This window comes from Xanthomonas sacchari, from assembly GCF_040529065.1.
Classification (GTDB): domain Bacteria; phylum Pseudomonadota; class Gammaproteobacteria; order Xanthomonadales; family Xanthomonadaceae; genus Xanthomonas_A; species Xanthomonas_A sacchari.
Genome location: NZ_CP132343.1, coordinates 3232924 through 3257735 on the forward strand (window position 1 = coordinate 3232924; position 24812 = coordinate 3257735).

28 protein-coding genes and 1 other RNA gene are annotated in these 24812 nt (G+C 69.5%); 14 read left to right on the top strand and 15 right to left on the bottom strand.

The window, feature by feature from the left end:
• Positions 1 to 96: 96 nt before the first annotated feature.
• The 4 genes from RAB71_RS13585 to grxD form a co-directional block, all read right to left on the bottom strand.
• The gene (locus tag RAB71_RS13585; RefSeq protein WP_010342111.1) at positions 97 to 2475 is read right to left on the bottom strand and encodes a TonB-dependent receptor; all 2379 of its coding nucleotides are present in this window, start codon (positions 2473 to 2475) and stop codon (positions 97 to 99) included.
• Positions 2476 to 2776: 301 nt separating this feature from the next.
• Positions 2777 to 3376, bottom strand: coding sequence for a YhgN family NAAT transporter (locus tag RAB71_RS13590; protein ID WP_010342112.1), 600 nt, complete (start codon positions 3374 to 3376; stop codon positions 2777 to 2779).
• Positions 3373 to 4113, bottom strand: a complete 741-nt coding sequence (locus RAB71_RS13595; protein ID WP_041500291.1) for an SDR family NAD(P)-dependent oxidoreductase — start codon at positions 4111 to 4113, stop codon at positions 3373 to 3375. The genes RAB71_RS13590 and RAB71_RS13595 overlap by 4 nt, the downstream gene beginning before the upstream one ends.
• Positions 4110 to 4430: a Grx4 family monothiol glutaredoxin gene (gene grxD, locus RAB71_RS13600; protein WP_010342114.1), complete on the bottom strand. Its 321-nt coding sequence runs from the start codon at positions 4428 to 4430 to the stop codon at positions 4110 to 4112. Before grxD ends, RAB71_RS13595 begins: the two co-directional genes overlap by 4 nt.
• A 125-nt stretch (positions 4431 to 4555) precedes the next feature.
• Between grxD and RAB71_RS13605 the strand changes: the two genes are divergently transcribed.
• Positions 4556 to 5131 (top strand): superoxide dismutase, encoded by a 576-nt coding sequence (locus RAB71_RS13605; RefSeq protein ID WP_010342115.1) that lies wholly within the window; start codon positions 4556 to 4558, stop codon positions 5129 to 5131.
• Positions 5132 to 5221: 90 nt separating this feature from the next.
• Here RAB71_RS13605 and RAB71_RS13610 read toward each other — a convergent pair whose 3' ends face one another.
• Both RAB71_RS13610 and purE read right to left on the bottom strand, forming a co-directional pair.
• Entirely contained in the window at positions 5222 to 6370 is a 1149-nt protein-coding gene (locus RAB71_RS13610) for a 5-(carboxyamino)imidazole ribonucleotide synthase (RefSeq protein WP_010342116.1), read from the bottom strand.
• Positions 6367 to 6870 (bottom strand): 5-(carboxyamino)imidazole ribonucleotide mutase, encoded by a 504-nt coding sequence (purE, locus tag RAB71_RS13615; RefSeq protein ID WP_010342117.1) that lies wholly within the window; start codon positions 6868 to 6870, stop codon positions 6367 to 6369. Before purE ends, RAB71_RS13610 begins: the two co-directional genes overlap by 4 nt.
• 58 nt (positions 6871 to 6928) lie before the next feature.
• Here purE and RAB71_RS13620 point away from each other — a divergent pair, with 58 nt between their 5' ends.
• The 4 genes from RAB71_RS13620 to RAB71_RS13635 all read left to right on the top strand — a co-directional run bounded on the left by RAB71_RS13620 (position 6929) and on the right by RAB71_RS13635 (position 10110).
• Positions 6929 to 7198, top strand: a complete 270-nt coding sequence (locus RAB71_RS13620) for a Trm112 family protein (protein ID WP_010342118.1) — start codon at positions 6929 to 6931, stop codon at positions 7196 to 7198.
• Positions 7195 to 8073 carry a carboxylating nicotinate-nucleotide diphosphorylase gene (gene nadC / locus RAB71_RS13625; protein ID WP_041500124.1) on the top strand — a complete coding sequence of 293 codons (879 nt, stop codon included), beginning with the start codon at positions 7195 to 7197 and terminating at the stop codon, positions 8071 to 8073. The genes RAB71_RS13620 and nadC overlap by 4 nt, the downstream gene beginning before the upstream one ends.
• A 284-nt stretch (positions 8074 to 8357) precedes the next feature.
• A complete protein-coding gene (locus RAB71_RS13630) occupies positions 8358 to 9482 on the top strand; it encodes a DUF2272 domain-containing protein (protein WP_010342121.1) in 1125 nt (374 codons plus the stop codon).
• A gap of 283 nt (positions 9483 to 9765) precedes the next feature.
• Positions 9766 to 10110, top strand: a complete 345-nt coding sequence (locus tag RAB71_RS13635) for a DUF3301 domain-containing protein (RefSeq protein ID WP_010342122.1) — start codon at positions 9766 to 9768, stop codon at positions 10108 to 10110.
• Positions 10111 to 10387: 277 nt separating this feature from the next.
• Here RAB71_RS13635 and RAB71_RS13640 read toward each other — a convergent pair whose 3' ends face one another.
• The 7 genes from RAB71_RS13640 to RAB71_RS13670 all read right to left on the bottom strand — a co-directional run bounded on the left by RAB71_RS13640 (position 10388) and on the right by RAB71_RS13670 (position 16498).
• A complete protein-coding gene (locus tag RAB71_RS13640) occupies positions 10388 to 10819 on the bottom strand; it encodes a ClpXP protease specificity-enhancing factor (RefSeq protein ID WP_010342123.1) in 432 nt (143 codons plus the stop codon).
• A 73-nt stretch (positions 10820 to 10892) separates the two neighbouring features.
• Positions 10893 to 11528: a glutathione S-transferase N-terminal domain-containing protein gene (locus tag RAB71_RS13645; protein WP_010342124.1), complete on the bottom strand. Its 636-nt coding sequence runs from the start codon at positions 11526 to 11528 to the stop codon at positions 10893 to 10895.
• A 170-nt stretch (positions 11529 to 11698) separates the two neighbouring features.
• Positions 11699 to 12445: a cytochrome c1 gene (locus tag RAB71_RS13650; RefSeq protein ID WP_010342125.1), complete on the bottom strand. Its 747-nt coding sequence runs from the start codon at positions 12443 to 12445 to the stop codon at positions 11699 to 11701.
• Complete coding sequence (locus tag RAB71_RS13655) at positions 12438 to 13700, bottom strand: cytochrome bc complex cytochrome b subunit (RefSeq protein ID WP_010342126.1); 1263 nt, start codon at positions 13698 to 13700, stop codon at positions 12438 to 12440. The genes RAB71_RS13650 and RAB71_RS13655 overlap by 8 nt, the downstream gene beginning before the upstream one ends.
• A gap of 3 nt (positions 13701 to 13703) precedes the next feature.
• Positions 13704 to 14333, bottom strand: coding sequence for a ubiquinol-cytochrome c reductase iron-sulfur subunit (gene petA, locus RAB71_RS13660; RefSeq protein ID WP_010342127.1), 630 nt, complete (start codon positions 14331 to 14333; stop codon positions 13704 to 13706).
• 146 nt (positions 14334 to 14479) lie between these two features.
• Entirely contained in the window at positions 14480 to 15433 is a 954-nt protein-coding gene (locus RAB71_RS13665) for a lytic transglycosylase domain-containing protein (protein ID WP_010342128.1), read from the bottom strand.
• Positions 15434 to 15523: 90 nt separating this feature from the next.
• A complete protein-coding gene (locus tag RAB71_RS13670) occupies positions 15524 to 16498 on the bottom strand; it encodes a YafY family protein (protein WP_104609468.1) in 975 nt (324 codons plus the stop codon).
• A gap of 76 nt (positions 16499 to 16574) precedes the next feature.
• Here RAB71_RS13670 and RAB71_RS13675 point away from each other — a divergent pair, with 76 nt between their 5' ends.
• Complete coding sequence (locus RAB71_RS13675; protein ID WP_010342131.1) at positions 16575 to 17192, top strand: glutathione S-transferase family protein; 618 nt, start codon at positions 16575 to 16577, stop codon at positions 17190 to 17192.
• 4 nt (positions 17193 to 17196) lie between these two features.
• On the opposite strand, the gene RAB71_RS13680 is transcribed toward RAB71_RS13675, so the two are convergent.
• Positions 17197 to 17272: non-coding RNA, sX9 sRNA (locus RAB71_RS13680), on the bottom strand.
• A 132-nt stretch (positions 17273 to 17404) separates the two neighbouring features.
• Between RAB71_RS13680 and miaB the strand changes: the two genes are divergently transcribed.
• The gene (gene miaB / locus RAB71_RS13685; protein ID WP_010342132.1) at positions 17405 to 18829 is read left to right on the top strand and encodes a tRNA (N6-isopentenyl adenosine(37)-C2)-methylthiotransferase MiaB; all 1425 of its coding nucleotides are present in this window, start codon (positions 17405 to 17407) and stop codon (positions 18827 to 18829) included.
• A gap of 17 nt (positions 18830 to 18846) precedes the next feature.
• On the opposite strand, the gene RAB71_RS13690 is transcribed toward miaB, so the two are convergent.
• A complete protein-coding gene (locus RAB71_RS13690; protein ID WP_010342133.1) occupies positions 18847 to 19509 on the bottom strand; it encodes a helix-turn-helix transcriptional regulator in 663 nt (220 codons plus the stop codon).
• A 71-nt stretch (positions 19510 to 19580) separates the two neighbouring features.
• Here RAB71_RS13690 and RAB71_RS13695 point away from each other — a divergent pair, with 71 nt between their 5' ends.
• The 7 genes from RAB71_RS13695 to RAB71_RS13725 all read left to right on the top strand — a co-directional run bounded on the left by RAB71_RS13695 (position 19581) and on the right by RAB71_RS13725 (position 24718).
• Positions 19581 to 20078: an OsmC family protein gene (locus RAB71_RS13695; RefSeq protein ID WP_010342134.1), complete on the top strand. Its 498-nt coding sequence runs from the start codon at positions 19581 to 19583 to the stop codon at positions 20076 to 20078.
• Entirely contained in the window at positions 20075 to 20491 is a 417-nt protein-coding gene (locus tag RAB71_RS13700) for a hypothetical protein (RefSeq protein ID WP_010342135.1), read from the top strand. The genes RAB71_RS13695 and RAB71_RS13700 overlap by 4 nt, the downstream gene beginning before the upstream one ends.
• 363 nt (positions 20492 to 20854) lie before the next feature.
• Positions 20855 to 21841, top strand: a complete 987-nt coding sequence (locus tag RAB71_RS13705; RefSeq protein WP_010342136.1) for a PhoH family protein — start codon at positions 20855 to 20857, stop codon at positions 21839 to 21841.
• Between the two features lie 8 nt (positions 21842 to 21849).
• Positions 21850 to 22404, top strand: a complete 555-nt coding sequence (locus tag RAB71_RS13710; protein ID WP_234006585.1) for a hypothetical protein — start codon at positions 21850 to 21852, stop codon at positions 22402 to 22404.
• 104 nt (positions 22405 to 22508) lie between these two features.
• On the top strand, positions 22509 to 23396 hold the full coding sequence (locus RAB71_RS13715; RefSeq protein WP_010342138.1) for a hypothetical protein: 888 nt from the start codon (positions 22509 to 22511) through the stop codon (positions 23394 to 23396).
• Between the two features lie 53 nt (positions 23397 to 23449).
• A complete protein-coding gene (gene ybeY, locus RAB71_RS13720; protein WP_010342139.1) occupies positions 23450 to 23935 on the top strand; it encodes an rRNA maturation RNase YbeY in 486 nt (161 codons plus the stop codon).
• A 171-nt stretch (positions 23936 to 24106) separates the two neighbouring features.
• Positions 24107 to 24718, top strand: a complete 612-nt coding sequence (locus tag RAB71_RS13725; protein WP_010342140.1) for a hypothetical protein — start codon at positions 24107 to 24109, stop codon at positions 24716 to 24718.
• Positions 24719 to 24812: the final 94 nt, after the last annotated feature.

Below are 24812 nucleotides of genomic sequence, written 5' to 3' on the forward strand. Positions count from 1 at the left end.
CCCGACGTCGCATGCCCGCAAACGCAAACGGCCGGGGCAATGGCCCCGGCCGTTTGCGTCTTGCCTGGTCCAGCCCGGGTGCGGGCTGGCAGTGCCTCAGAACGAGGCGCCGACGGTCACCGCGAACGCACGCGGCTCCAGCACGGAGTAGTACGGCGTGCCGGTAGCCGCCACGTCCGGGTAGTCGCTGGCGCCGGACGCCGCCAGCACCTGGCTGGTGCTGACCCAGGTGACGGCCTGCTTGTCGGTCAGGTTGTAGAGGTTGAGCTTGATCGACGGCTTCTTCAGCCAGCCCCAGTCGGCGAAGGTATAGCCGGCGTCGGCGCCGAAGGTGGTGTAGCCCCCCACCCGTTCGGTGTTCATGTAGTCGCCGTAGCGCGGACCGGAGTAACGGCCCTTCAGCGCGACCCAGAAATCGCCGATGGTGTAGCTCAGGCGCAGATTGGCCAGGTTCTTCGGCGTATTGGCCAGTTGCTTGCCACCGACCGCATAGTCGTAGATGCCCTTGGACGTGCCCACCGCCAGGCTGTCGCTCAGGATCCTGGCCTGGGTATAGGTGTAGGAGCCGTACAGCTTGAGGTTGTCGGTGATGTTGTAGCTGGCCTCGCCGTTGAAGCCGCGCATGCGTACCTTGCCGATCGAGATGTAGGTGGTCAGCGCGGTGGCCTGGTCGTAGCTGGACATCTGCTTGTTGCGGTAGTTGCTCTGGTACAGCATCGCCGACAGCGAGAAGCGGTCGCCGTAGTAGCGCCAGCCCAGGTCGTTGGTCCAGGCCGATTCCGGTTGCGGGATCTCCTGCGCCGCCGACAGGTTGATCGAGATCGAGTTGGTGGCCGGCACGCGGAAGGTCTTGGCGACGCCGTAGTAGAACTGGGAGCGGCTGTCCGGCGCGTACTTGATGCCGAACGCCGGCAGCAGCTTGCTGTAGCTGCTGTCGAAGTCCACGCCGATCTCCTTGGTGCTGTCGGGCCATTGGTAGTTGTGGCCCTTGCGCGTGGCATGGATCCAGGACACGCCGTAGTTGACCGCCCAGTCGTCGGCGGGGGTCCAGTTGTCCTGGATGAAGTACTTCTGCACGTCGGTCACCGTGTAGGTGCGGTAGCTCTGCTGCACCTGGCCGTCGGCATAGGTCAGGAAGCAGCCCTCGCTCTCGGCCCACACATCGCACGGCTGCCCGGTGCTTTGATCGGTCTTGACGATGCTGCTGTTCTGGCTCTTGCGCGAGCGGTCGTACCACAGGCCGTAGACCAGGTTGTGGTCCATCCCGATGTCCTGGAAGAACTTGGCGACCACGCCCGGGCGCACCGTCGCGGAGTAGGAGTAGGTGTAGTCGACGTCGCGGCTGCCGCTCACGCCGCTGGCGTAGCCATAGACGTTGCTGCTGCTGGTGGACGGATACACCGACGCGGCGCTGGAACCGCCGCCCTCGCCCCACCACACGTAGGGCACCACCGACAGACGCAGGGTGTCGCCGAGGGTGAACTCGCCATCCAGGCTGACCAGCAGGCTCCTGTAGGGATTGCGCCGCAGCTTCCAGTAGGACTGGTCGGCGGAGGTGGTGCCACCGCCCCAGGTGTCGTTGTAGTCGTAGGCGTAGTCGCTGGCCAGCTGCGCCTTGCTGGCGGTGTTGTAGGAGTAGTTGGACTGCCGGTTGTACTGGAACGAGGCGCTGATCGAGTTGCCGGGGCTGATGTCCCACACGCTCTTGCCGTCGATCTTTGCGACCGACATGTCGCCATTGCCCTTCCACTTGTCCGCGCTGTTGGTCGAATACGACACCCACGAGCGCAGCGGACCGGTATCGCCGGTGTTGACCCGCACGAAGGTGCGCCGGTAGTCGTTGCTGCCGAAGCTCTGGTTGAAATCCACCCCGAACGCATGGCTGGGATCGATGGTCGACCAGGCGATCTGGCCGCCGGTGGCGCCCATCTCCGGCTGGTCCACGTTCGGCGTGCCCTGGGTGACGGTGATGTCGTTGTAGTTCTCGGCATCGCCGTATTCGGTGGCATACACCGAATAGCTGCCGCTGTCTGTCACCGGGGCGCCGTTGACGGTGATGCCGATCGCCGAGGAATCGAAACCGCGCAGGCTGTAGTTGCCGTTGTTGAGGCCGGTCACGTCGCTGGTGGAGGCGTCCACGCCCGGGATCGCATCGATCATCTGGGTGAAGTTGCTGCCGCCGGACGCCTGCGCGATCGCCTCGCGGGTCACCGTGGAGATCGCCTTGCTGGCGGTCTGCACGGTCATGTTGCCGCCGCCGAGGACGTAGCTGCTCTTGTCGGCGCTGACGTTGACCTTGTCCAGTTGCTGCACGCGCTTGGTCTCGTACGCGGCGGTGGTATTGGACGTGCTGGAGGCGGTGACCCGCTGCGCCGACTCGCTGCCGGCGTCCTGGGCGAAGGCGGAATGGGCCGCGAACGCCGTGGCCAGCGCAAGGGAAAGAGGGGAAACACGCGGTGTGGAACGGAACGTCATCGGGCAAGCGCCTCTGGGACCAAGCGGGGAGCGGCAGAGACGGCAGGCGACCCGGCGCGCCCTTGGCGCACCGTCCCCTACCGCATCGGAAGGCGCCAGGGTAAGCAGGCTATTTCGCCCGCATATGCCCAGGGCGTTGACGAGAACTTAATGTGCCGCCACGCCCCGACACGCGCGGGCACAAAAAAGCGCCGCGCATGTCATCGGACTGCCGCAGACGCGCGGTACGTCGCAGCGCTGACGCACGGCGACAGGCAAGACGCGTCAGCGAGCGGAGACGCGCGGCGGCGGGCGCGCCCGCTCAGCCGGCGATCGGCAGCTTCAGGTAGGCGCTGATCCCGTCCAGGAACATCTGCACCGAGATCGCCACCAGCAACATGCCCATCAGCCGCTCGACCGCGGTCAGCACGCGCATGCCGAGTAGCTTGTACAGCAGCGTGCCCGAGAACAGCAGCGCCGAGGTCCCCAGCCAGGCCAGGATCAGCGCCAGGCTCCATTCGCCCAGCCGGGTCGGCTCGTTGCTGCCCATCAGCATCACCGCGGCCATGCCGGAGGGGCCGGCCACCAGCGGGATGGCCAGCGGCACGATGAAGGGTTCGCCGTCGGGAATCTCGCCCATCAGCCCTTCCGGGCGCGGGAAGATCATGCGGATGCCGATCAGGAACAGCACGATGCCGCCGGCGATCGCCACCGATTCCTGGCGCAGGTGCATCACTTCCAGGGCGTACTTGCCGCCCCACAGGAAGCCCATCAGCACGCCCAGCGCGATCAACAGTTCGCGCGCCAGCACGATGCGCTGGCGCCGCGCCGGCAGCGGCTTGAGCACGCTGAGGAACACCGGGATGTTGCCCAGCGGGTCGAGGATCAGGAACAGCAGTAGCGCTGCCGACAGGATGGTCATGCCAGGGGATTCCAGATCGCGCCGCGGTGCGCGGCGCCGGCGGGCGACAGCAGTTCGACGCAGGCCCCGGCGTAGCGCGCCGGGTCGACCGCGTCGCGGTCTTCTTGATGGGTGTAGGCGCGGGCGCGCAAGGCGGTACGCATCGGGCCCGGCTGCAGCCCGGCCACGCGCACGCGCGAGGCCGCCAGCTCGCCGTGCAGGCTCGCCAGCAGGCCGCGGCGGCCGTGCTGGGCCGCGCCGTAGCCGCCCCAGTAGGCCTGGCCGACCCGCGCCGGATCGTCCACCGCGAACACGATCGCGGCATCCTCGGCCTGCCGCAGCAACGGCAGGCAGGCCTGGGTCAGCCAGGCCGCCGCGGTCAGGTTGACGTGGAGGGCGCGCGCGAACTGCGCCGGATCGGCATGCTCGAACGGGGTCAGCCCGGCGAAGTCCGCCGCGCAATGCAGCAGCCCGTCCAGGCGCCCGAGCTCGCCCTGCAGGCGCTCGGCCAGGGTCGCGTAGTCCGGCGGGGTGGCGCCGAGTAGGTCCAGCGGATACAGCAGCGGCGCGGCACCCACCGCGGCGATCGCGTCGTAGACCCGGTTCAGGCGCGGCGGCTTGTGTCCGAGCAGGACCACGGTGGCCCCGGCCTGGGCGCAGGCCAGCGCCGCGGCGCTGCCAAGCCCGCCGGCGGCGCCGCTGACCAGGATCACCCGCTGCGCCAGCGCGCCGGCCTGCGGCGACGCAGGCGCACTCACGACTGGTAGGCCTCGGTGACGATGCGCTGCAGTTCGCCGGACTCGAACAGCTCCATGGTGATGTCGCAGCCGCCGATCAGCTCGCCATGGATGAACAGCTGCGGGAACGTCGGCCAGTTCGAATAGCGCGGCAAATTGGCCCGGATCTCCGGCTCGTCGAGCACGTTGACCGTGTGCAGGCGGTCGGCGCCGGCAGCCAGCAGCGCCTGCAACGCGCGGCTGGAAAAGCCGCACATCGGGTACTGCGGCGTGCCCTTCATGAACAACACGATGGGATGGCGTTCGACGTCGGCCTGGATGCGCTCCATCACCTGCATGCGGGTTCTCTCCTGCTGGGGCGAAAGAACGACCTTGGCGGTCGGCTAGACTCTCGCGTAGCCGCATAGTGTAAGCCCTGCGCGCGGCAGTACCGCGACACGCACCCGAAACCTCCCGAGGATCCATGCCCATCGAACTCGCTCCCCTGCCTTACGCCGCCGCGTCGCTGGCCCCGCATCTGTCCGCCGCCGCGGTGGAACAGCACCACGCCCATGAGCGCGCCCTGGTGGAACGGCTCAATGCGCGCCTGGCCGGCAGCGACCTGGCCGAGCTGGCGCTGCCGGACCTGCTGCGGCGCGCCCAGGGCAGCCTGTTCCAGGAGGCGGCCGAGGTCTGGAACCACGCGTTCTACTGGCGCGGCCTGCGCCCGCGCGGCGGCGGCGAACCCGGCGGCGCGCTCGGCGAGCGCCTGGCCAAGAGCTTCGGCGACGTGGCCCGGTTCAAGGCCGAGTTCGAGCGCATGGCGCTGGCGCTGTTCGGCTCCGGCTGGATCTGGCTGGTGCAGCGTCCGGACGGCAGCCTGGCCGTGGTCAGCACCGCCAACGCCGGCACCCCGCTGACCGGCGACGACACGCCGCTGCTGGCCTGCGACGTCTGGGAACACGCCTACTACACCGACCATCCCGGCGACCGCGCGCGCTATCTGCAGGCGTTCTGGAAGCTGGTCAACTGGGAGTTCGCGGCGTCCAATCTGCGGTGAGCGGGGATTGGGGAGTCGGGATTGGGGAGTCGCAGGAGCGGCGGCCGCCGCTGCCTGGCCCAGGCGTCGCCTGGGCCGCGTGCTGCTGGTTCAGCGCTCGCCGCGCAGGGCGGCGATCACCGGGGCGACCTGGGTCTCGCGCTGCAACTGCGCGCCCACGGTCTGCAGGGCCTGCGCCAGCGCCTCAGGCGTGTCCTCGCGCAGGGTGGCGTGGCCGACCTTGCGGCCTTCGCGCGGCTCCTTGCCGTAGTCGTGCCAATGCCCGCCGGGCTGCGCCAGGACCGCTGCGGCGTCGGGCATCGCGCCGATCCAGTTGAGCATGCAGGCATGGCCACGCATGCGCGTGGAGCCCAGCGGCAGCCCCAGCACCGCGCGCAGGTGGTTCTCGAACTGCGAGGTCTCCGCGCCTTCGATGGTCCAATGGCCGGAGTTGTGCACGCGCGGGGCCATCTCGTTGGCCAGCAGTTCGCCGTCGCGGCAGAACAGTTCCAGCGCGAACACGCCGACGTACTGCAGCCGCTCGGCCAGGGCACGCGCATGCGCCACGGCCACCTGCTCCAGCGCGGCATCGGCCTGCGCCGGCGCCAGACTGGCCGACAGCACGCCGTGCACATGCCAGTTCTCGGTCAGCGGCCAGGTGCGGAACTCGCCGTCGCGGCCGCGCACCGCCACCACGCTGACTTCGCGCTGGAACGGCACGAACGCCTCGGCGATCAGGCCCACGCTGGCCGCCTGCGCGCCCAGCGCGTCCCAGGCCGCATCGGCATCGGCGGCGGAGGCAATGCGAAACTGGCCCTTGCCGTCGTAGCCGAGCCGGCGGGTCTTGAGGATGCAGGGCGTGCCCACCTGCGCCAGCGCCGCGTCCAGATCGGCGCGCGTCTCGATCGCGGCGAAGGCCGGCACCGGGATGCCGAGCTCGCGGAACAGGGTCTTTTCGGCCAGGCGGTCCTGCGCCACGGCCAGCGCATCCGGGCTCGGGAACACCGGCACCTGCCCGGCCAGCCAACCGGCGCTGGCCGCGGGCACGTTCTCGAAATCGAAGGTCGCCACGTCGACCGCGTCCGCAAACGCGGCCAGCGCGGTCTCGTCGGCATAGTCGCCGACCCGCAGCGGCGCGATCTGCCCGGCGCAGGCATCGGCGGCCGGATCCAGCAGCGCGAAGCGCAGGCCCAGCGGCACGCCGGCCACGGCCATCATGCGTGCCAACTGCCCCGCTCCCAGGATGCCGACGGTGGTCATTGGCGCGGATCGTCCTTGGCCATCACGTCGTCGGTCTGGCGCTGGCGGAAGTCGCCCAGTGCGGTGCCGATCTCGGCGTGGTCGTGGGCCAGCATCGCCGCGGCGAACAGCGCGGCGTTGGCCGCGCCGGCATTGCCGATCGCGAAGGTGGCCACCGGAATGCCGGCCGGCATCTGCACGATCGACAGCAGCGAGTCCATGCCGTTGAGCGCCTTGGACTGCACCGGCACGCCCAGCACCGGTACCGCAGTCTTGGCCGCGAGCATGCCCGGCAGGTGCGCAGCGCCGCCGGCACCGGCCACGATCGCACGCAGGCCGCGCCCAGCCGCTTGCTCGGCATAGGAGAACAACACATCGGGGGTGCGGTGCGCCGACACCACCTTCACTTCATAGGGCACGCCCAGCGCATCGAGTTTCTGCGCCGCATGCTGCATGGTCTCCCAGTCGGAGCGGGAACCCATCACGATGCCGACGAGCGGCGCGGTTTGCTTGGAGGTCATGGCCGTCCCCTGCCTTAAAGACGTATTCTAGCCGTCTTCCACGCAAGACGAAGACCGGATGGACCGCAAACTGCTCGACCTGCTGTGCTCGCCCGACACCCGCCAACCGCTGGCGCTGCTGGAGGCGCGCGGCCTGGAGGCGTTGAACCGCGCCATCGCCGCCGGCGGCGTGCAGCGCGCCGACGGCAGTGCGCAGGCGCAACCGCTGCGCGAAGCCCTGATCACCCGCGACCGCAAGCAGGTGTTCCGCGTCGACGACGGCATCCCGGTGCTGCTGGCCGAAGAAGCCATCGGCACCGCCCAGCTCGCCGACTTCCCGGCCAAATGAGCCGCGACACGGCGCCGCCGCAGGCGCCCGCCGCTGACCTGATCGCCGCCGATGTGGCGCGTGCGCTGGCCGAGGACCTCGGCAGCGGCGACGTCACAGCGGCGCTGTTGCCCGACCGCGCCGACCGCGCCTACCTGCTTTGCAAGCAGGACGCGGTGATCGCCGGCCGGCCCTGGTTCGACGCCTGCCACCAGGCGCTGGACCCGCAGGTTCGGATCGACTGGCAGGTGGCCGAAGGCCAGCGCGTGGCCGCCGGCACCGTGCTGGCCTTGCTGCACGGGCGCAGCCGCGCCCTGGTCAGCGCCGAACGCGCCTCGCTGAACTTCCTGCAGACCCTGTCGGCCACCGCCACCGCCACCGCCGCCTACGTGGCCGCGGTCGCCGGCACCGGCGCGCGCATCCTGGACACGCGCAAGACCCTGCCCGGCCTGCGCCTGGCGCAGAAGTACGCGGTGCGCTGCGGCGGCGGCGACAACCACCGCATCGGTCTGTACGACACGGTGATGCTGAAGGAAAACCACATCCACGCCGCCGGCTCGCTGCCCGCGGCGGTGGCCGCCGCGCGCGCGCAGTGGCCGGCGCTGCCGCTGGTGGTGGAGGTGGAAACCCTGGAGCAGTTGCGCGAAGCGCTGCAGGCCGGCTGCGACCGCATCCTGATCGACGACTTCACCGCGGAACAGCGCCGCGCCGCGGTGGCGATCGCCGCAGCCGCACCGTTCAACCGTGCGATTCCGCTGGAAGTCTCCGGCGGCGTCGACCTGGAGGCGGTGCGCGCGATCGCGCAGGACGGCGTCGACTGCATCTCCATCGGTGCACTCACCAAGCATGTGCAGGCCGTGGATCTGTCGCTGAAACTTGGAACGCCGCCGCAGTAACGACCGGCACCTGGCCTGGGAGCCGCCGCTGCGGCACCTCCCAGGCCAGCAACGCGCACCCTCGCAGCGCGCCGCGATACCGACGTCGACGCCTCCAGCCGCCGCGGGATCGCGCCAGCAGCCCGCCAATCAGGCCGCGAAACGGCGCGGCGCGCCACATGCACGGGTGTCAGGCCGACGCGGCACACGCGATCGACCCATCGCCGAACAGACTCCCTACACTTCACGGCACCGCCGACGCCGCTCTGCGACGCTGCGCGTTCCTCTCCCCGCCGAGTTCGCCGATGTTCCGCCCCTGGTTCGCGCTGCTGTGTGCCGCCGCCCTGTTTCCCGCCGGCCGCGCCGCGGCCGCGGAAGTCTGCGATCTGCCGCCGCGTTTCGGCCTGACCCCGGCAGCGGTGGCGATCGTGCGCACCGCCTGCAACGAACACCGGCTGTGGTGGCGCCCGTTCATCGATCGCGACGGCCGCCTGGCCGGCCTGCGCGTCACCGAAGCCGAACGCGCCGACCTTGCCGACGACGGCATCGAAGCCTGGCAGCGCGTCGCCGCCTACTGGCGCGACAGCGGCACACTGGGCGCGATGGGGCAAATCGACGGCGCCGTGAGCTGCCAGCAATTGGACGGATCGCGCTACCGCGAGAACGACTGCCGCGCCTTCATCGTCGACAATCCGTGGTCGGCGGCCTTCGTGTCCTACGTGATGGTGCGCGCCGGCGTGGCCGGCTTCCGCACCTCGATCCGCCATATCGACTACATCCGCGCCGCCTACCAGGCCGGCGCCGACGGCCTGCCCTACCGCTACGCCGACCCGCAGCAGGAAAAACCCGCCCCCGGCGACCTGTTGTGCTTCCTGCGCGGACGCCGGCAGCCGGTCGGCGCCGCCGGCCTGCGCGAGGCGCTGGCGCGCGGCCGCCCGCTGCCGTGGGAATCGCATTGCGACATCGTGGTCGCGGCCAACGTCGGCGGCGACCAGACCCTGTACCTGATCGGCGGCAACGTGTTCAACGCGGTGACCATGCGCAAGCTGAAGCTGGACCGCAGCGGACGCCTGCAACTGGACGCGCCGCTGGCGCAGGAGCAGAACGACGAAGGCGCCGCCCTCGAATGCACGCCCGGCCATGAGGAGCTGTGCGACGTCAACCGCCAGGACTGGTCGGCCCTGCTGAAGCTGCAACCGCAGGCGCAGCTATTGCCGCCCGTCCCGCCCACCGTGCCTGCCTCCATGCCGATCACGCCGCCGCCCGCGACGCCAGCAAGCGCGACACCGGGCACGCCCGCCGTCCCGCCAGCACCGCCCACCGCGCCGAACCCGCCGGCCCCGCCACCGGCACCCGCCGCAGCACCTGCTCCGCCACAACCCGCCACCCCTTCCGGCAAAGACACGCCCAAGACCGAACAGCAGTCCTAGCCGAAACGCGTGCGTCTCACCGCAAGGTTGGCCCAAAAGATTCCTGCTGGTAGGCACATCGTGCAATCAAGACAATGTGCGAGCGATGCGCAGGAGAATGGTGGCTGTTACAGCACTTCGGCTCAGCACCCAAAGCCATCAGCAGGCGCGCGACCACGCGGCATCGTCCGGCAGTACACCGCCCCAACAGCCGCCGACCCACCTGCCAATCCCCAATCCCGAATCCCCAATCCCGGCCCCACACCAGATTGCCCACCCACCGGCGCCTCGCTACAGTGGCGCCATGCCCAGCCTGATCCTGTTGATGATCGCCGGCGCGGCGGTGTTCGCGTTCTGGAACGCCTCGCGCGCCGCCGCCGAACGCGCCGAAATCCTCGGCCGCAATGCCTGCAAGGCTGCCGACGTGCAGTGGCTGGACCAGAGCGTGCACGGCACCGGCCTGCGCCTGCGGCGCCTGCCCAACGGCTGGCTCGGCTTCGAACGCAGCTTTCGCTTCGATTATTCCTACGACGGCAGCGACCGCCACAGCGGCCGCCTGGTGCTGCTCGGCGACCAGCTGATCGCCTTCAGCGGGCCGTCGGTGGCCAGCGTGAGCAGCCTGCAGGAAGCGCGCGCGCAGCGCGAATGAGCCAAGGCACCACGGCTGCGCATCGATGGCACGCGGCCTCGTGGCGACTGACAAGGTGAGTGGGAAACTGCTTCGCATGCCATCTCGAATGGACGGCAACTGCCGGGATCTATCCGCCCGTCGTAGGAGCGGCTTTAGCCGCGACGGGCATTACCAGTAATGCCCGTCGCGGCTAAAGCCGCTCCTACGGCAGAACGCGGTGCGTGCGATGTCCGCACATCGCGAACGCCAACGCTTGGCTGGGCGCAGCGCGGCCACAGAGGCCACGCCTCCTGACTTACTTGACCACGCGCAGGCGCGGACGCTTGCCGGCGTCGTCGGAACCGCCCGGCCGCGGCGGTGGCGGGGTGTCGTCGCCCGGCGGCTCGCTGGCGCCGTGGATGTCGTCCGGCAGCGCCATGCCCTGCCCGGTTTCGCGCGCATACACGGCCAGCACCGCGGACATCGGCACCTGCACCGGGTAGCTGACGCCGCCGAAGCGGGCGGTGAAGCTGACCCCGTCGTTGTCGATCTGCAGGCGCACCACGGCGCGCTCGGCGATGTTCAGCACCACCCGCCCGTCCTTGACCGCGCTCGGCGGCACCTGCACGCCGGGCAGGCCCGCATCCACCAGGATGTGCGGGGTCATGCCGTTGTCGTTGATCCATTCCACCAGCGCCCGCAACAGGTACGGACGATGGCTGGTCATGCGGGAAGTGTCTTCGGTCATGCGCCCATTCTACGTGCCGGCGCGCAACGCCGGTACAGCTCGGAACACAGCGGGGACGGCGCGACGCACGGCATCATGCCGGCAGGTCGCGCAGTTTCTTTTCCTGGTCGGTCAGGCTGCGGATGAAACCGGGATTGCGGAAGATGCGGTTGCCGTAATCCTCGATCGCCTTGCCGTCCTTCGGCAGCGGGATATCCAGCGCCTGCAGGCGCCAGATGATCGGCGCCATCGCGCAATCGGCCAGGCTCATCTCCGGATTGAGGAAGAACTTGCTGGCCTTGAACAGCGGCACCGAGGCGGTCAGCAGTTCCTTTAGGCGCTTGCGCCCGGCCTCGGCCTGGGCCTTGTTGCCAAGCTGGATCGCCTGCACCTGCGGCACCCAGTCGTGCTCGATGCGCAGCATCGCCAGGCGCAGGCGCGCGCGAGAGAGCGGGTCGACCGGCATCAGCGGCGGATGCGGATAACGTTCGTCCAGGTACTCGCTGACCACCGAGGCGGCGTACAGCACCAGCTCGCGCTCCACCAGCGTCGGCACTGAGTGGTAGGGATTCAGGTCGATCAGGTCTTCCGGCGGATTCTGCGGATCCACCGCCACGAAATCGTAGGTCACGCCCTTGGCCGCGAGCACCAGGCGGACGCGGTGGCACAGGACATCATCCGTGGAGGAAAACAACGTCAAGGTATTTCGCATGCGCAAACTCGCCGCCATTCAAGGCTCTCCGACGGCCGGAATCCGCCGGCCGCATCGACGCCGCCCGCACATTGCGGACGGTCGTCACGGCCCCTGAGTGTGCAACCCTCGCTCACAAAAGCCAATAGGATGAACAGGGGATCGGCTCAGCAACGGTGCAGCCGGGATGCGGCCGGAACGGCCGCCGCTCAATGCACGTCCTTCCAGTATTCCTTCTTGAGCAGATAGGCCAGGAAGGTCAGCAGCGCCAGGAACAGCACCACCCACACGCCCAGGTTCTGCCGCTTCAGCGCCGCCGGTTCGCTGGCGTACTCGAGGAAATTGCTGATGTCGCGCACCGTCTGGTCGAACTCGGCCGGGCTCTGCTTGCCCGGCGTGGCCAGTTGCAGCCGCTCCACCGGCTTGTCCACGCCCGGCTGCTCGGCCTTGCCGTACACCGGCTGCTGCAGGCCCTGCAGATCCCACAGCGGATTGGGCATGGAGGCGTTGGCGAACAGCTTGTTGTTCCAGCCCAGCGGCCGCGACTGGTCGAGATAGAAGGACTTGAGGTAGGTGTAGACCCAGTCGGTGCCGCGCACGCGGGCGATCAGGCTCAGGTCCGGCGGCGCCTTGCCGAACCACTTGGTCGCCGCATCGTGCGGCATCGCCGTCTCGATGTGTTCGCCGATCTTGGCGCCGGTGAAGTTGAGGTTGTGCATCACCTCGTCCTCGCTCAGGCCCAGATCCTCGGCCATGCGCTGGTAGCGCAGGTACTTCAGCGAATGGCAGCCGGAACAGTAGTTCATGAACAGCTTGGCGCCGCGTTGCAGCGAGGCGCGGTCGCCCAGGTCGTTGCCGGCCTGCAGGGTGGCGGCACCCTCGGCGGCCATGGCCGAGGCGGACAGCAGCAAGGCCGACGCAAAGCCGGCGAGCACGGCGATCAGGCGCTTAGTCATGGCTGCTCACCCGCTCCGGCACCGGCTTGGTTCGATCCAGCGAAGTCCATATCGGCATCGTCAGGAAGAAGGCGAAATACAGCACGGTCAGCACGCGACCGATGTAGGTCTCGATGATCTCGGTGCCGGGACCGGAACCGATCACGCCGAGCCAGACGAAGCACACCGCAAGAATCCCCAGCATCACCCGCGAGATCCAGCCGCGGTAGCGGATCGACTTGACCTTGGCGCGGTCCAGCCACGGCACCAGGAACAGGATCGCGATCGCCGAGAACATCACCAGCACGCCGCCAAGCTTGTTCGGCACCACCCGCAACATCGCGTAGTACGGGGTGTAGTACCAGACCGGCTTGATGTGCTCCGGCGTCACCAGGCGGTTGGCCTCGGTGAAGTTGTCGTGCTCCAGAAACAGGCCGCCGAAGCCGGGCGCGAAGAAGATGATGAAGGCGCCGATCATCAGCAGGAAGCCGACGCCGACCAGGTCCTTGACCGTGTAGTACGGATGGAACGGAATGCCGTCGGCCGGCTTGTTCGGGTTCCAGCGGTTGCCCTTGGGCCCCTTCTTGATCTCCACGCCGTCGGGATTGTTGGAACCGACCTCGTGCAGCGCGCCCAGGTGCAACACCACCAGCAACAGCAGCACCAGCGGCAGCGCGATCACGTGCAGGGCGAAGAAGCGGTTGAGGGTGGCGTCGGACGGCAGGTAGTCGCCCATGATCCACTCGGTCAGGCCGTTGCCGATCACCGGGATCGCACCGAACAGCGAGATGATCACCTTGGCGCCCCAGAACGACATCTGCCCCCAGGGCAGCACGTAGCCCATGAAGGCTTCGGCCATCAGCACCAGGTAGATCAGCATGCCCAGGATCCACACCAGCTCGCGCGGCTTCTTGTAGCTGCCGTACATCAGCCCGCGGAACATGTGCAGGTACACCACGATGAAGAACAGCGAGGCGCCGGTGGAGTGCATGTAGCGGATCAGCCAGCCCCACTCGACGTCGCGCATGATGTACTCGACCGAGTTGAACGCCTCGGCCGCGCTGGTCTTGTAGTGCATCGTCAGGAAGATGCCGGTGACGATCTGGTTGACCAGCACCACCATCGCCAGCGAGCCGAAGTAGTACCAGAGGTTGAAGTTCTTCGGCGCGTAGTACTCGGTGACGTGCTTGCGGTAGAACGGCATCAGCCCGGGGGCGCGCTCGTTGACCCAGTCGAACACGTTGCCCGCGGTGCGGGTGAGGATGTTGTCGGCCATGACTTACGCCCCTCCCTTCGCGGACGCGCTCGGGTCCACGCCGATCACCAGCGTGTTGTCGTCCTGGTAGTGGTGCGGCGGCACCAGCAGGTTGATCGGCGCCGGCACGCCCTGGAACACGCGGCCGGACATGTCGAAGCGCGACTTGTGGCAGGGGCAGAAATAGCCGCCCTTCCAGTCGGGGTCGTAGGGTTCGGGGCGGATCTCGGCGACCATTTCCGGCGAGCAGCCCAGGTGCGTGCACAGGCCGACCAGCACCGAGACGTCGGGCTTGATCGAGCGGTACTCCGGGTTCTTCAGCACGTAGTCCGGCTGCTGGTCCTTGTTGGTGGACTCCGGATCCTTGAGCCGGCTATCCAGCGACGGCAACGCATCGAGCATCGCCTTGGAGCGCTTGACGATCCAGATCGGCTGGCCGCGCCACTCCAGGATCAGGCGTTGGCCTTCCTGCAGGGCGCTGATGTCGGCGGTGACCGGCGCGCCGGCCAGCTTGGCCTTTGCGCTCGGATTCCAGGACTTGATGAACGGAACCGCCACGAACCCCGCACCGACCGCGCCCACGACGGACGTAGTGGCGGTGAGAAAGCGGCGGCGTCCTGCGTTTACAGAATCGTTGACCCCATCGTTGGCCATCCGGCACTCCGATCTGTGATTGGGTAGCGTGAGGCTGCCAGCAGCTCGGTGGGGGTCGAGCCGCACTGAATCCACTGCAGTGTAGCGGAACCCTTAACGCGACGACAATGGACGCGCGACGCCTCCTGCCGGGCCGCGGCGACGGCTCAATGCGCGGTCGCCAGCACGCCGCGATAGCGCTCGGCGAGCACGCCCACCCGTTGCACGTAGCGTTGGGTTTCGCTGTACGGCGGGATCCCGCCGTGTTTGTCTACCGCGCCCTCGCCGGCGTTGTAGCCGGCCGCGGCCAGGCTGAGGTTGCCGTTGAAGCGCTTCAGCAGCCACGCCAGGTACTGCACGCCACCGCGAATGTTTTGCGCTGCATCAAACGAATCGTTGACGCCGAAGCGGCGTGCGGTCGGCGGCATCAACTGCATCAGCCCCTGCGCACCGGCGCGGCTGAGTGCCATCGGGTTGTAGGCGGACTCGGCATGGATGATGGCGCGCACCACCGCCTCGTCGACGCCGTACTCGCGCGCGGCCGCGGCGATCTCGCTCTGGTAGGCGGTGGTGTTCAGGCGTACCGCACCGAAGTTGACCCCGGGATTGGCGCAGGCGTAGCAGGTCTCCATGAAGCTGTAGCGGATCGTGCGCACCGCACCGAGATTGGCGACCTGGGTCGGGCGCGCGCTGGTGTAATGGCGCACGCCGTCCTTCATGTACGAATACAGCTGGCCACTGACCAGGCGCCGCGGCGCGCCATTGCTGACGGGCGATACCGGGGCGACCTGGTTGGGCACGGCGTTGGCGGTAATCGTGGCCGGCGCGGCGACCGTGGCGCTGATCAGGGTGGCCGGCGCCACCGTGCCGGCAGTGGCGATGACGCCGCGGCTCGAGCGCTCGACACTGGCTTTGGCCGGCGCAGGCGCCGGAGTGGCACGCGCGGCGCGGCGGTCGGGGGTGTAGCGGCCGATCACGCTGCAACTGGCGCCGGACACGCGCTTGCTGCCGTAGCTGGGCACGCCGTCGCTGCCAGTGCACTTGTACAGGGTGCCGGCGCTGGCCGGCGCAGCCGTCAACGTGGCGAATCCCAGCCCCAGGAGCCACAGCATCCCCTTCATGGCGGCGAGTGTCCCAACTTCCCCGGCGCTTGCCAAGTGCGCGCCATCTCTGCACCGCCGCAAGGCATGGTCGCCGGCGGGCCCAGGTGCCTATTCCTCGGGCACCGGCGCCTGAAGCTGCTCCAGCAACGCGTTCAGGGTCCTGCGCAGCGCCGCCAGCACGTCGGGTTCGGCCTGCAGCCCGGCGAACGGCACGCCGATGGTCAGCAGCTGCGCCGCCAGCCACGGCACCGCGTCGGCCAGCAGCGACAGCCGGCAGTGGCCATCGGCCTCGTCCTGCAGGGTGCCGCACCACAATGGAATGCGCGCCCCCAGCTCCGCGGCACTACCGCGCAGCCGCACGCTGAGCGCGTAGCCCAGCGCCTGCGGGCTGTAGCGGATCGCCGCATCGACCATGGCCGCTGCGTCCTGCGGCGGCAGGCGCAATGCCACCGCCGCGCCGAGCTGCAGGGGCGGCACGATGCGCTCGGCGCGGAAGGTGCGCCAGTCGCCGCGGTCACGGTCCCAGGCCAGCAGGTACCAGCGGCGGCCGGCGTTGACCAGGCGCAGCGGCTCGACCAGGCGCTGGCTGGCGCGGCCGCCGTGATCGCGATAGGCGAACCCCAGCAGCCGACGGTCGCGGCAGGCGCTGGCGACACCGATCAGCACCCGCGTGTCCGGCCGCAGCGGGTCCTGGCTCAGCGCCAGGGTCGCCCCCTGCAAGGCGTCGGCGCGCTGGTGCACCCGCGCCGGCAGCAGCGGTTCGAGCTTGGCCAGCACCCGCACCGCGGTGTCCTCCAGGCCGGCCATGCTGGCGCAGGCCGCGCGCAGCGCCACCGCGACCGCCACCGCCTCGTCCTCCTCGAACAGCAGCGGCAGCATCTGCGCGCCGGCGGCCAGCCGGTAGCCGCCGCCGACCCCGGCCGCAGCCTCCACGGCGTAGCCCAGCGCGCGCAGCCGCTCCACGTCGCGGCGCAGGCTGCGCCGGTCCACGCCGAGCCGCTCGGCCAACTCGGCGCCGGACCACAGCCGGCGGGTCTGCAGCAGGGCGATCAGGCGCAACAGGCGGGCAGCGGGCGATGACATCGCTGCACGCTATTGCGGACAGGATCTGTCCGCAATGGGGTCTAGGGTGTTCGCACCGACCAGCCAGGAGCCGCCCATGACCAGCGACCGCCACATCACCCTGTTCCACAACCCGCGTTCGCGCTCGCGCGGCGTGCTGATCCTGCTCGAGGAGTTGGGCGCCGACTACGCCATCCAGCGCATCGACTTCGACCGGCAGGCGCAACTGGCGCCGGACTACCTGGCGATCAACCCGATGGGCAAGGTGCCGGCGATCGTGCACGCCGGCGCGGTGGTGACCGAACAGGGCGCGATCTACCCCTACCTGGCCGACCTGTATCCCGAAGCCGGGCTGGCGCCGCCGATCGGCGACCCGCTGCGCGGCCCCTACCTGCGCTGGCTGGCGTTCTACGGCGCCTGCTTCGAACCGGCGCTGGTCGACCGCGCGCTCAAGCGCGAACCGCCGCCGCGGGCGATGTCGCCCTATGCCGACTGCGATACCGTGCTGGCGGTGGTGGACGCGCAACTGGCGCGCGGCGACTACCTGCTCGGCGCGCGTTGCAGCGCCGCCGACGTGCTGTGGGGCAGCGCGCTGGGCTGGATGCTGCAGTTCGGCCTGCTCGATTCGCCGGCGCCGACCCGCGCCTACGCCGCGCGCATGGCCGCGCGGCCGGCTGTGCAGCGCGCGCTGGCGGTGGATGCCGCAGCGAGCTAAGCGTGGCTGAAAAAACGTCGCGAGCAGTCGCCAGGTGGGTGCGGACGGCGCGGAGGAACCGCAGTGTACGAGTGGTACATGAGGATTCCGAGCACCGTCCGCGCCCGCCTGGCGGCTGCGCAGTAGTTTTGTCGGCCACGCTTGGACCTGCGCCCGCGCGCCGGCAGGGGTAGACTAGCCGGCTTCCTTTCCACCCGCCTGGATTAAGCGCCATGCCCGGGACCGTCCTGCATCCCCTGCCCTCTGCCGGCACCGCCGCCGCACCCGCGCCGGTGCGCGGCAAGCTGTACATCAAGACCCACGGTTGCCAGATGAACGAGTACGACTCGGCCAAGATGGCCGACGTACTCGCCGCGTCCGAAGGCCTGGAGCTGACCGACAACCCCGAAGAAGCGGACGTGGTCCTGGTCAACACCTGCTCGATCCGCGAGAAGGCGCAGGAAAAGGTGTTCAGCCAGCTCGGCCGCTGGAAGGCGCTGAAGGCCGGCGGCAAGCCGGTGATCATCGGCGTCGGCGGCTGCGTCGCCTCGCAGGAAGGCGAAGCCATCGTCAAGCGCGCGCCCTACGTGGACCTGGTGTTCGGCCCGCAGACCCTGCACCGGCTGCCGGAGCTGATCCGTGCGCGGCGCGAATCGGGCAAGTCGCAGGTGGACATCAGCTTCCCGGAGGTCGAGAAGTTTGACCGCCTGCCGGAACCGCGTGCCGAAGGCCCGTCGGCCTTCGTGTCGATCATGGAAGGCTGCTCCAAGTACTGCTCGTTCTGCGTGGTGCCCTACACCCGCGGCGAGGAGATCAGCCGGCCGTTCGAGGACGTGCTGGTGGAAGTGGCGCAACTGGCCGCGCAGGGCGTGCGCGAGATCAACCTGCTCGGCCAGAACGTCAACGCCTACCGTGGCCCCTATGCCGACGCCGAGGCCGGCGAGGAGACGCAGCACGCGGACCTGGGCCTGCTGATCCGCAGCATCGCGCAGATCGAGGGCATCGGCCGCATCCGCTTCACCACCTCGCATCCGCTGGAATTCAGCGACTCGCTGGTCGAGGCCTACCGCGACGTGCCGCAGCTGGCCAACTACCTGCACCTGCCGGTGCAGGCCGGCAGCGACCGCATCCTCAGCGCGATGAAGCGCGGCTACACCGCGCTGGAGTTCAAGCAGAAGATCCGCAAGCTGCGCGCGGTGCGTCCGGACATCTCGATCAGCTCGGACTTCATCGTTGGCTTCCCCGGCGAGAGCGACGCCGACTTCGACAAGACCATGAAGCTGATCGAGGACGTGGGCTTCGACCAGAGCTTCTCCTTCATCTATTCGCGGCGCCCGGGCACGCCCGCCGCCGACCTGGAAGACGACACCCCCGAGGCGGTCAAGCACGCGCGGCTGGCGCGGCTGCAGGCGCACATCAATGCGCATGCGCAGACGATCTCGCAAGGGATGATCGGCAGCGTGCAGACCGTGCTGGTGGAAGGCCCGTCGAAGAAGAACCCGGCCGAGCTGACCGGCAAGACCGAGAACATGCGCTCGGTGAACTTCCCCGGCCACCCGCGCCTGATCGGCCAGTTCGTCGACGTGACGATCACCGAGGCGCTGAGCAATTCGCTGCGCGGCCGCCTGCACCTGGCCGAGGACGACGCCGCGGCCTGAGCGGCGCCGGGCGCGCGCTAGTCGAGCGCGCTGAGGAAGCGCTCGCCACGCGGGCCGATCTGCACCACCCGCGAATCCGGCACGCGCCGGGCCAGGCCGGTGTCGAGCAGATACCGGAGCAAGGCGCTGCCCAGCGCACCGGCGACATGGTCTTGGCGCTCGCTCCAGTCCAGGCACGGCCGGCACACCGGCCGGCGCGACGCACGCAGCGCCGCCACGTCGATGCCGATCGCCGTACACCAGGCCGTGCCGGACGCGCTCAGCGCCATGCCGTCAGTGCACAGCAGGTGCCCGCGCGCCTCCATCTGCTGGCGCCAGCGGATCGCCAGTTCGCCGGCGAGGTGGTCGTAGCACACCCGCGCCCGGCGCAGGCCTGAATCCGCCGGGCCGACCCGCCGGGTCTGCGGCGGCACGAGCCCCATCATCGCCTCGACTGCCGCGGCAACCTGCGCATCGGCGAGGCGGAAATAGCGGTGCCGGCCTTGGCGCACCACCGCGAGCAGGCCGGCCTCGACCAGTTGCGTCAGATGTTGGCTGGCGGTGGACGGCGCCACGCCGCCGTCCAGGGCCAGTTCCGTGGCGGTGCGCGCCTGTCCGCTCATCAACGCCGCCAGCATGCGGCTGCGCGCGGCGTCGCCCAGCAGGAAGGCGACACGGGACAGCGGTGTGGCTTCGCTCATGCTTCGATTCTAGACGAAGCATGACGCCGCGCTGGCGCCTACCGTGCCCGCTTCCCACACGAGGCAGGCACATGGCCGACACGCTGCACCATTACGCTTCGCAGTTGCATTGGACCGGCAACCGCGGCAACGGCACCGCCGACTACGCCGGCTACGGCCGCGACTACACGCTGCAGGTCCCCGGCAAAGCGGCGCTGACGGGCAGCGCCGATCCGGCGTTCCGCGGCGACCCGGCGCTGCACAACCCGGAAGACCTGTTCGTCGGCGCCCTCGCCGCCTGCCACATGCTCACCTACCTGGCGCTGTGCGCGCATGCCGGCATCCGGGTCCTGGCCTACCACGATCAAGCGCAAGGTTGGCTGGAGCTGCATCCCGGCCGCGGCGGGCGCTTCCGCGAGGTGGCGCTGGCGCCGCGGGTGACCATTGCCGCGGACAGCGATGCGGCCCGCGCGCACGCGCTGCACGCACAGGCGCACGCGCAGTGCTTCATCGCCAACAGCTGCGCGGTGGCGGTGCGCTGCGAGGCGACGATCGTGCACGGCGAGGCGACGGCGGAGGCGCTGCGATGAAGGACGTGGAGATCCATCTCGACGATCGCCCCGGCGCACTGGCGGCGATGGCCAAGGCGCTGGGCGCGGCCGGCATCAGCATCGAAGGTGGCGGCGCGTGGCGGGTGGGCGGCCGCGCGGTCGCGCACTTCCTGTTCGATGCCGCTGCGCCGGTGCGCGACGCACTGCAGGCGCACGGGATGCGCGTGGCCGCCGAGCGCCCCGCCGTACTGCTGCGCCTGGACCAGGACACGCCGGGCCAACTGGGCTTGCTGACCGGCCTGCTCGGCGACGCCGGCATCGACATCGCCGTGCAGTACAGCGATCACCACGGTCAACTGGTGCTGGTGGTGGACGACCTTGCCGGCGCACGGGCGATCGCGGACGCGTGGATGCAGGCCCGCGACGCGCGCGGCGGCGGTGGACATCGATAGGCGCGCCGCAGCCGATTCCCGGAGGACAAGCGGCGGAACTCCCGGCGCTGGCCGGCAGGTGCGATTTTTTTCGCCACCACAGGGTCGCGCCTTGCCGGGCAAGGCGTCCACGCAGTTGTCCACAGGCTTTTGGACAATCGATCCACATCCATTGTGGACAACGTTGCCATCCCTGCAGCCGCGGTGACCGCACAAGTGGCGGGGCGGTGCTCGGCGCTGCCCCCCCGAGCTGCGCGGCGGCGACTTCGGCGTGCACACGCCCACGCCGCCGCCGCGCCCCCTTCACTGGCTCGGCTACGCGCTGCGCGCTACCCTTTGCGCCCCTCTTTTTTTCGACGTCGCCGCTGGCGGCGCGCGCCCGCCATGACCACCCCTGCGCAACGCGACTTCACCCTGGATCCCGCCGACACCGAGCGCCTGGCCAACCTGGCCGGCCCGTTCGATGCGCACCTGCGGCAGATCGAACTGCGCCTGGGCGTGGAGATCTCCAACCGCGGCAACGTGTACCGGGTGACCGGGCCGGAGCCGGCGGTGGCGGCGGCCGAGCGCCTGCTGCAGGCGCTGTACGCCGAGGCCAACCACGTCGCCTTCGACGACCAGGAAATCCACCTGCGGCTCAACCAGTCCAACGTCGACCAGGTGGCGCAGCGCGCCTACCAGCCGCAGGAGGTTGCGATCAAGGTCAAGCGCGGCACCGTACGCGGCCGCGGCGCCAACCAGGCCAAGTACCTGCACCAGATCGCCACCCACGACATCAACTTCGGCATCGGCCCGGCCGGCACCGGCAAGACCTTCCTGGCCGTGGCCAGCGCAGTGGAAGCGCTGAACGAATCGCGGGTGCAGCGGCTGATCCTGGTGCGCCCGGCGGTGGAGGCCGGCGAGAAGCTGGGCTTTCTGCCCGGCGATCTCAGCCAGAAGGTCGACCCCTATCTGCGCCCGCTGTACGACGCGCTGTACGAGATGCTCGGCGTGGAGAAGGTCGTCAAGCTGCTGGAGAAGAACGTCATCGAGATCGCGCCGCTGGCGTACATGCGCGGACGCACCCTCAACGACGCCTACGTGATCCTGGACGAGGCGCAGAACACCACCATCGAGCAGATGAAGATGTTCCTGACCCGCCTCGGCTTCGGCAGCACCGCGGTGGTCACCGGCGACCTGACCCAGATCGACCTGCCCAAGCACGTCAAGTCCGGCCTGCGCGATGCCATCGAGGTGCTGCACGAGGTGGACGGGGTCAGCTTCACCTTCTTCGAGGCGCGCGACGTGGTCCGGCATCCGCTGGTGGCGCGCATCGTCAACGCCTACGAGAAACGCGACGTCGTCGACCGCGCCAGCGGCCCCACCGCGTGATCCGCGTCGTGCCCGCCGTGCTGGCAACGCTGCTCGGCGTGGCCGGCAGTGCCGGCGGCCAGACGCCCGACACAACGCAAGCGCCGGATCCGGCGCCGCAGCGCAGCGCCCTGGCGCAATCGCTGACCCCGCCCTGCCTGTCGATCGTGCAGGACACCGCCAGCATCGGCCTGCCGCGCGATGTGCTTGAGCGCGCCGCGGCGATCGCCCGCACTTCGCCGACTGCGCCGCGCGGCAACGAAGCGCAACGCCTGGCCTGGATCGCCGGCACCCGGGCGCAGGCGTTGCTGGATGCGGCCGAAGGCGCCGGCGTGACGCGCGACCGCTTCGGCTGCAATGCGCTGGCCTACGCAAAGGTGCCAGCGGACAGCTTCTACCTCGTCGGCCAACTGCTCGAACACGGCCAGGCCGCGGTGTGGCTGCCCGCGTCGGGGCGCTTCGCCGCCACGGTGGAAATCCGGCGCGACAATCCGCAGTGCCAGCGAGGCCCGATGGGCAGCCTGGCCTACCGCGTCGACGACGAAAAAACCCCGCTGCTGTTCCTGGTCGCATGCGTGACCTGAGCCTGCTGCTGCGCGCCTGTCGCGGCGCTTCGTAGCAATCGCACGCACCACACGGCAGTGAGCGACGTACACTGCGATGCTGCTGCCGTGCACGGGGAGGTGCCATGTTCCAGCGATCGTCGTCGTTCGCCTGTCTGCTCTGGCCGATCCTGGCCGCTTGCGCCGCGCCAGCGGCTGCCGCCGCGGCCACGCCGCCCGCGGCAACGCCGGCGCGGCCCTTCGTCGAAACCAGCTACGTGGTCGCTCCCGACACGGTGGACGACTTCAGCCTGCGCAGCAGCAAGTACGACCCGGCCGCCAAGGCCGCCGGTGCCGGCTTCCTCTACGTGCTGAAAGGCCATCCGGAACTGACCATCAACGTGTTCGTCTATCCCGCCGGGCAAAAGGAGTCGGCGCGTGCCATCGCCGACGGCATGGCGGGCTTCCGCGCCGATCTGGCCGCAGCGGTCTCCAGCGGCACCTACGCGGAACTGCACGAACTGGGCACGCAACGATTCGAGCTGGGCATCGTCGTCGAACCGGCGCCGAAGGCCGCCAGCGCCATGGACAAGGCGCTGGTCGCGGCGATCGCAGAGGCTCAACGGGTGCCCGGAGAAAAGCTGCGGATGGAACTGCGCCTCGACCCAGAGGATGCACCGGCCCGCTCCAACGGCTATCTGTTCTACAAACAGCTCTACTACTTCAAGGTGCGCGTGTCGGCCGCTGCGCAGGACATCGGACCGGATGCCTTCGATACCCTCGCCGACCAGGCAGCGCGCACGCTCGTGCCCGCCATTCAGGTGACCAATGTCGGCGGCTGCGCGACCCCGACCCTCCAGATCGACCCGAACGGCAAGCCGGACCAGATGGCATTGCAGCTCGTTCGCCAGAGCACCCTCTACCAAGGCTTCAACTGCAGCAAATCCGCCGCGGACGCCGGCATCGATCGCACGGCAGGCAACGCCCCTGTGATCGAGATCGCCTACGACGCCGGCGACTGGGCGTCGCCCTGAGCGTGCGTTAGCGCGATACTGTCCACCCCACCGCTGCACCCGGCCGTTCCGCCATGACCAAAGGTCCCGTCCGCCTCGATGTCGGCGTCAGCTACGCCCTGCCCCGTGCCGGGTTGCCGGCGGCGACGAGCTTCCGCAAATGGGTCGCCGCGGCGCTGAAGGGCCGCATCCGCGAGGCCGACCTGGCGATCCGCCTGGTCGACGACCGCGAAGGCCGCGCCCTCAACCAGCACTACCGCGGCAAGGACTACGCCACCAACGTGCTCAGCTTCCCGGCCGAACTGCCGGAGGGGCTGCCGAAGGGCGTGAAGCTGCCGCTGCTCGGCGACCTGGTGATCTGCGCGCCGGTGGTGGCGCGCGAAGCCGCCGAACAGGACAAGCCGCTCAACGCGCACTACGCGCACCTGACCGTGCACGGCGTGCTGCACCTGCTCGGCTGGGACCACGAGGACGACAAGGAAGCCGAGGCGATGGAGCAGCTGGAGCGCGAGATCCTGGCCGACCTCGGCGTCTCCGACCCCTACGCCGGCGAGCGTTGATCCGAGATCCCACGCCCGCTACCGCGACCGACCCTCACCCCAACCCCTCTCCCGGGGGGAGAGGGGCTTAGTGTGTTCCCCACCGCCCCGCGCTGGTCAAGCGCGAGCCCCGGCGGTAACGTGGCCGCGCGGCGATCGCCGCAGCCCCGTTCTGCTTCGAGGTTCCGTGCGTTGATCCGTCCCTCGCTCGTCCTGCTCGCGCTCGCCTGCGCCGTTCCCGCTGCCGTCGCCGCGCCTGCCGCGCCACCGACTGCGGCGCCTGCCGCAACCGCCGATCCGGCCATCGACCTGCCGGCGCTGCTGGAATGCCGCCAGCATGAGGCCAATTTCGCCGCGCTGGCGCCGCTGCTGGCCGATCCGCTGAAGGCGGTGGCGCACGGCTGGCGGCCGCTGCCGCAGTCCAACCCGTTCATGACCGAGTACGCATTGGTCCGGCCGATCCAGGTGTTCGGCTACAGCAGCGAGCAGATCGCCTTCTCAGGCACCAGCGTGATGGCGATCCTGGACCTGCCCGACCCGCGGCCGCTGGCCAAGCGCCTGAACCTGGAAGCGGCGGTGGATACGCCGGAGAAGGCCATGTTCGGCCGCGAGGTGCTCAGCCGCGACGTGCACGACCCCAAGACCGGCGAGCCGATGATCGAGTCGATCATCCTCAGCGTGTCCACGGTGAAATCGCACCCCGGCAAGACCCTGGCCGGCTGCAGCTACAGCCTGGACCTGCCCGAGGAGCCGGGCGCGCCCCCGGCGCCGGACGCGCTGCACACGCCGCCCAAGGGCGGCTGAACCCGCGCCGGCGGGCTTGCCGGCACGCGCCGCCGGCGTCGCGATGCTGTCGCGACCGCCCTGCTAGACTTGCGGCTACCGCCCGTTCGACCGG

What these genes read in the sequence shown, in the direction of transcription:
- RAB71_RS13585 (WP_010342111.1), bottom strand. Translation starts at nt 2,475, where the DNA reads ATGACGTTCCGTTCCACACCGCGTGTTTCCCCTCTTTCCCTTGCGCTG.
- RAB71_RS13590 (WP_010342112.1), bottom strand. Translation starts at nt 3,376, where the DNA reads ATGACCATCCTGTCGGCAGCGCTACTGCTGTTCCTGATCCTCGACCCG.
- grxD (WP_010342114.1), bottom strand. Translation starts at nt 4,430, where the DNA reads ATGCAGGTGATGGAGCGCATCCAGGCCGACGTCGAACGCCATCCCATC.
- RAB71_RS13605 (WP_010342115.1), top strand. Translation starts at nt 4,556, where the DNA reads ATGCCCATCGAACTCGCTCCCCTGCCTTACGCCGCCGCGTCGCTGGCC.
- RAB71_RS13610 (WP_010342116.1), bottom strand. Translation starts at nt 6,370, where the DNA reads ATGACCACCGTCGGCATCCTGGGAGCGGGGCAGTTGGCACGCATGATG.
- purE (WP_010342117.1), bottom strand. Translation starts at nt 6,870, where the DNA reads ATGACCTCCAAGCAAACCGCGCCGCTCGTCGGCATCGTGATGGGTTCC.
- RAB71_RS13620 (WP_010342118.1), top strand. Translation starts at nt 6,929, where the DNA reads ATGGACCGCAAACTGCTCGACCTGCTGTGCTCGCCCGACACCCGCCAA.
- nadC (WP_041500124.1), top strand. Translation starts at nt 7,195, where the DNA reads ATGAGCCGCGACACGGCGCCGCCGCAGGCGCCCGCCGCTGACCTGATC.
- RAB71_RS13630 (WP_010342121.1), top strand. Translation starts at nt 8,358, where the DNA reads ATGTTCCGCCCCTGGTTCGCGCTGCTGTGTGCCGCCGCCCTGTTTCCC.
- RAB71_RS13635 (WP_010342122.1), top strand. Translation starts at nt 9,766, where the DNA reads ATGCCCAGCCTGATCCTGTTGATGATCGCCGGCGCGGCGGTGTTCGCG.
- RAB71_RS13640 (WP_010342123.1), bottom strand. Translation starts at nt 10,819, where the DNA reads ATGACCGAAGACACTTCCCGCATGACCAGCCATCGTCCGTACCTGTTG.
- RAB71_RS13645 (WP_010342124.1), bottom strand. Translation starts at nt 11,528, where the DNA reads ATGGCGGCGAGTTTGCGCATGCGAAATACCTTGACGTTGTTTTCCTCC.
- RAB71_RS13650 (WP_010342125.1), bottom strand. Translation starts at nt 12,445, where the DNA reads ATGACTAAGCGCCTGATCGCCGTGCTCGCCGGCTTTGCGTCGGCCTTG.
- RAB71_RS13655 (WP_010342126.1), bottom strand. Translation starts at nt 13,700, where the DNA reads ATGGCCGACAACATCCTCACCCGCACCGCGGGCAACGTGTTCGACTGG.
- petA (WP_010342127.1), bottom strand. Translation starts at nt 14,333, where the DNA reads ATGGCCAACGATGGGGTCAACGATTCTGTAAACGCAGGACGCCGCCGC.
- RAB71_RS13665 (WP_010342128.1), bottom strand. Translation starts at nt 15,433, where the DNA reads ATGAAGGGGATGCTGTGGCTCCTGGGGCTGGGATTCGCCACGTTGACG.
- RAB71_RS13670 (WP_104609468.1), bottom strand. Translation starts at nt 16,498, where the DNA reads ATGTCATCGCCCGCTGCCCGCCTGTTGCGCCTGATCGCCCTGCTGCAG.
- RAB71_RS13675 (WP_010342131.1), top strand. Translation starts at nt 16,575, where the DNA reads ATGACCAGCGACCGCCACATCACCCTGTTCCACAACCCGCGTTCGCGC.
- miaB (WP_010342132.1), top strand. Translation starts at nt 17,405, where the DNA reads ATGCCCGGGACCGTCCTGCATCCCCTGCCCTCTGCCGGCACCGCCGCC.
- RAB71_RS13690 (WP_010342133.1), bottom strand. Translation starts at nt 19,509, where the DNA reads ATGAGCGAAGCCACACCGCTGTCCCGTGTCGCCTTCCTGCTGGGCGAC.
- RAB71_RS13695 (WP_010342134.1), top strand. Translation starts at nt 19,581, where the DNA reads ATGGCCGACACGCTGCACCATTACGCTTCGCAGTTGCATTGGACCGGC.
- RAB71_RS13700 (WP_010342135.1), top strand. Translation starts at nt 20,075, where the DNA reads ATGAAGGACGTGGAGATCCATCTCGACGATCGCCCCGGCGCACTGGCG.
- RAB71_RS13705 (WP_010342136.1), top strand. Translation starts at nt 20,855, where the DNA reads ATGACCACCCCTGCGCAACGCGACTTCACCCTGGATCCCGCCGACACC.
- RAB71_RS13715 (WP_010342138.1), top strand. Translation starts at nt 22,509, where the DNA reads ATGTTCCAGCGATCGTCGTCGTTCGCCTGTCTGCTCTGGCCGATCCTG.
- ybeY (WP_010342139.1), top strand. Translation starts at nt 23,450, where the DNA reads ATGACCAAAGGTCCCGTCCGCCTCGATGTCGGCGTCAGCTACGCCCTG.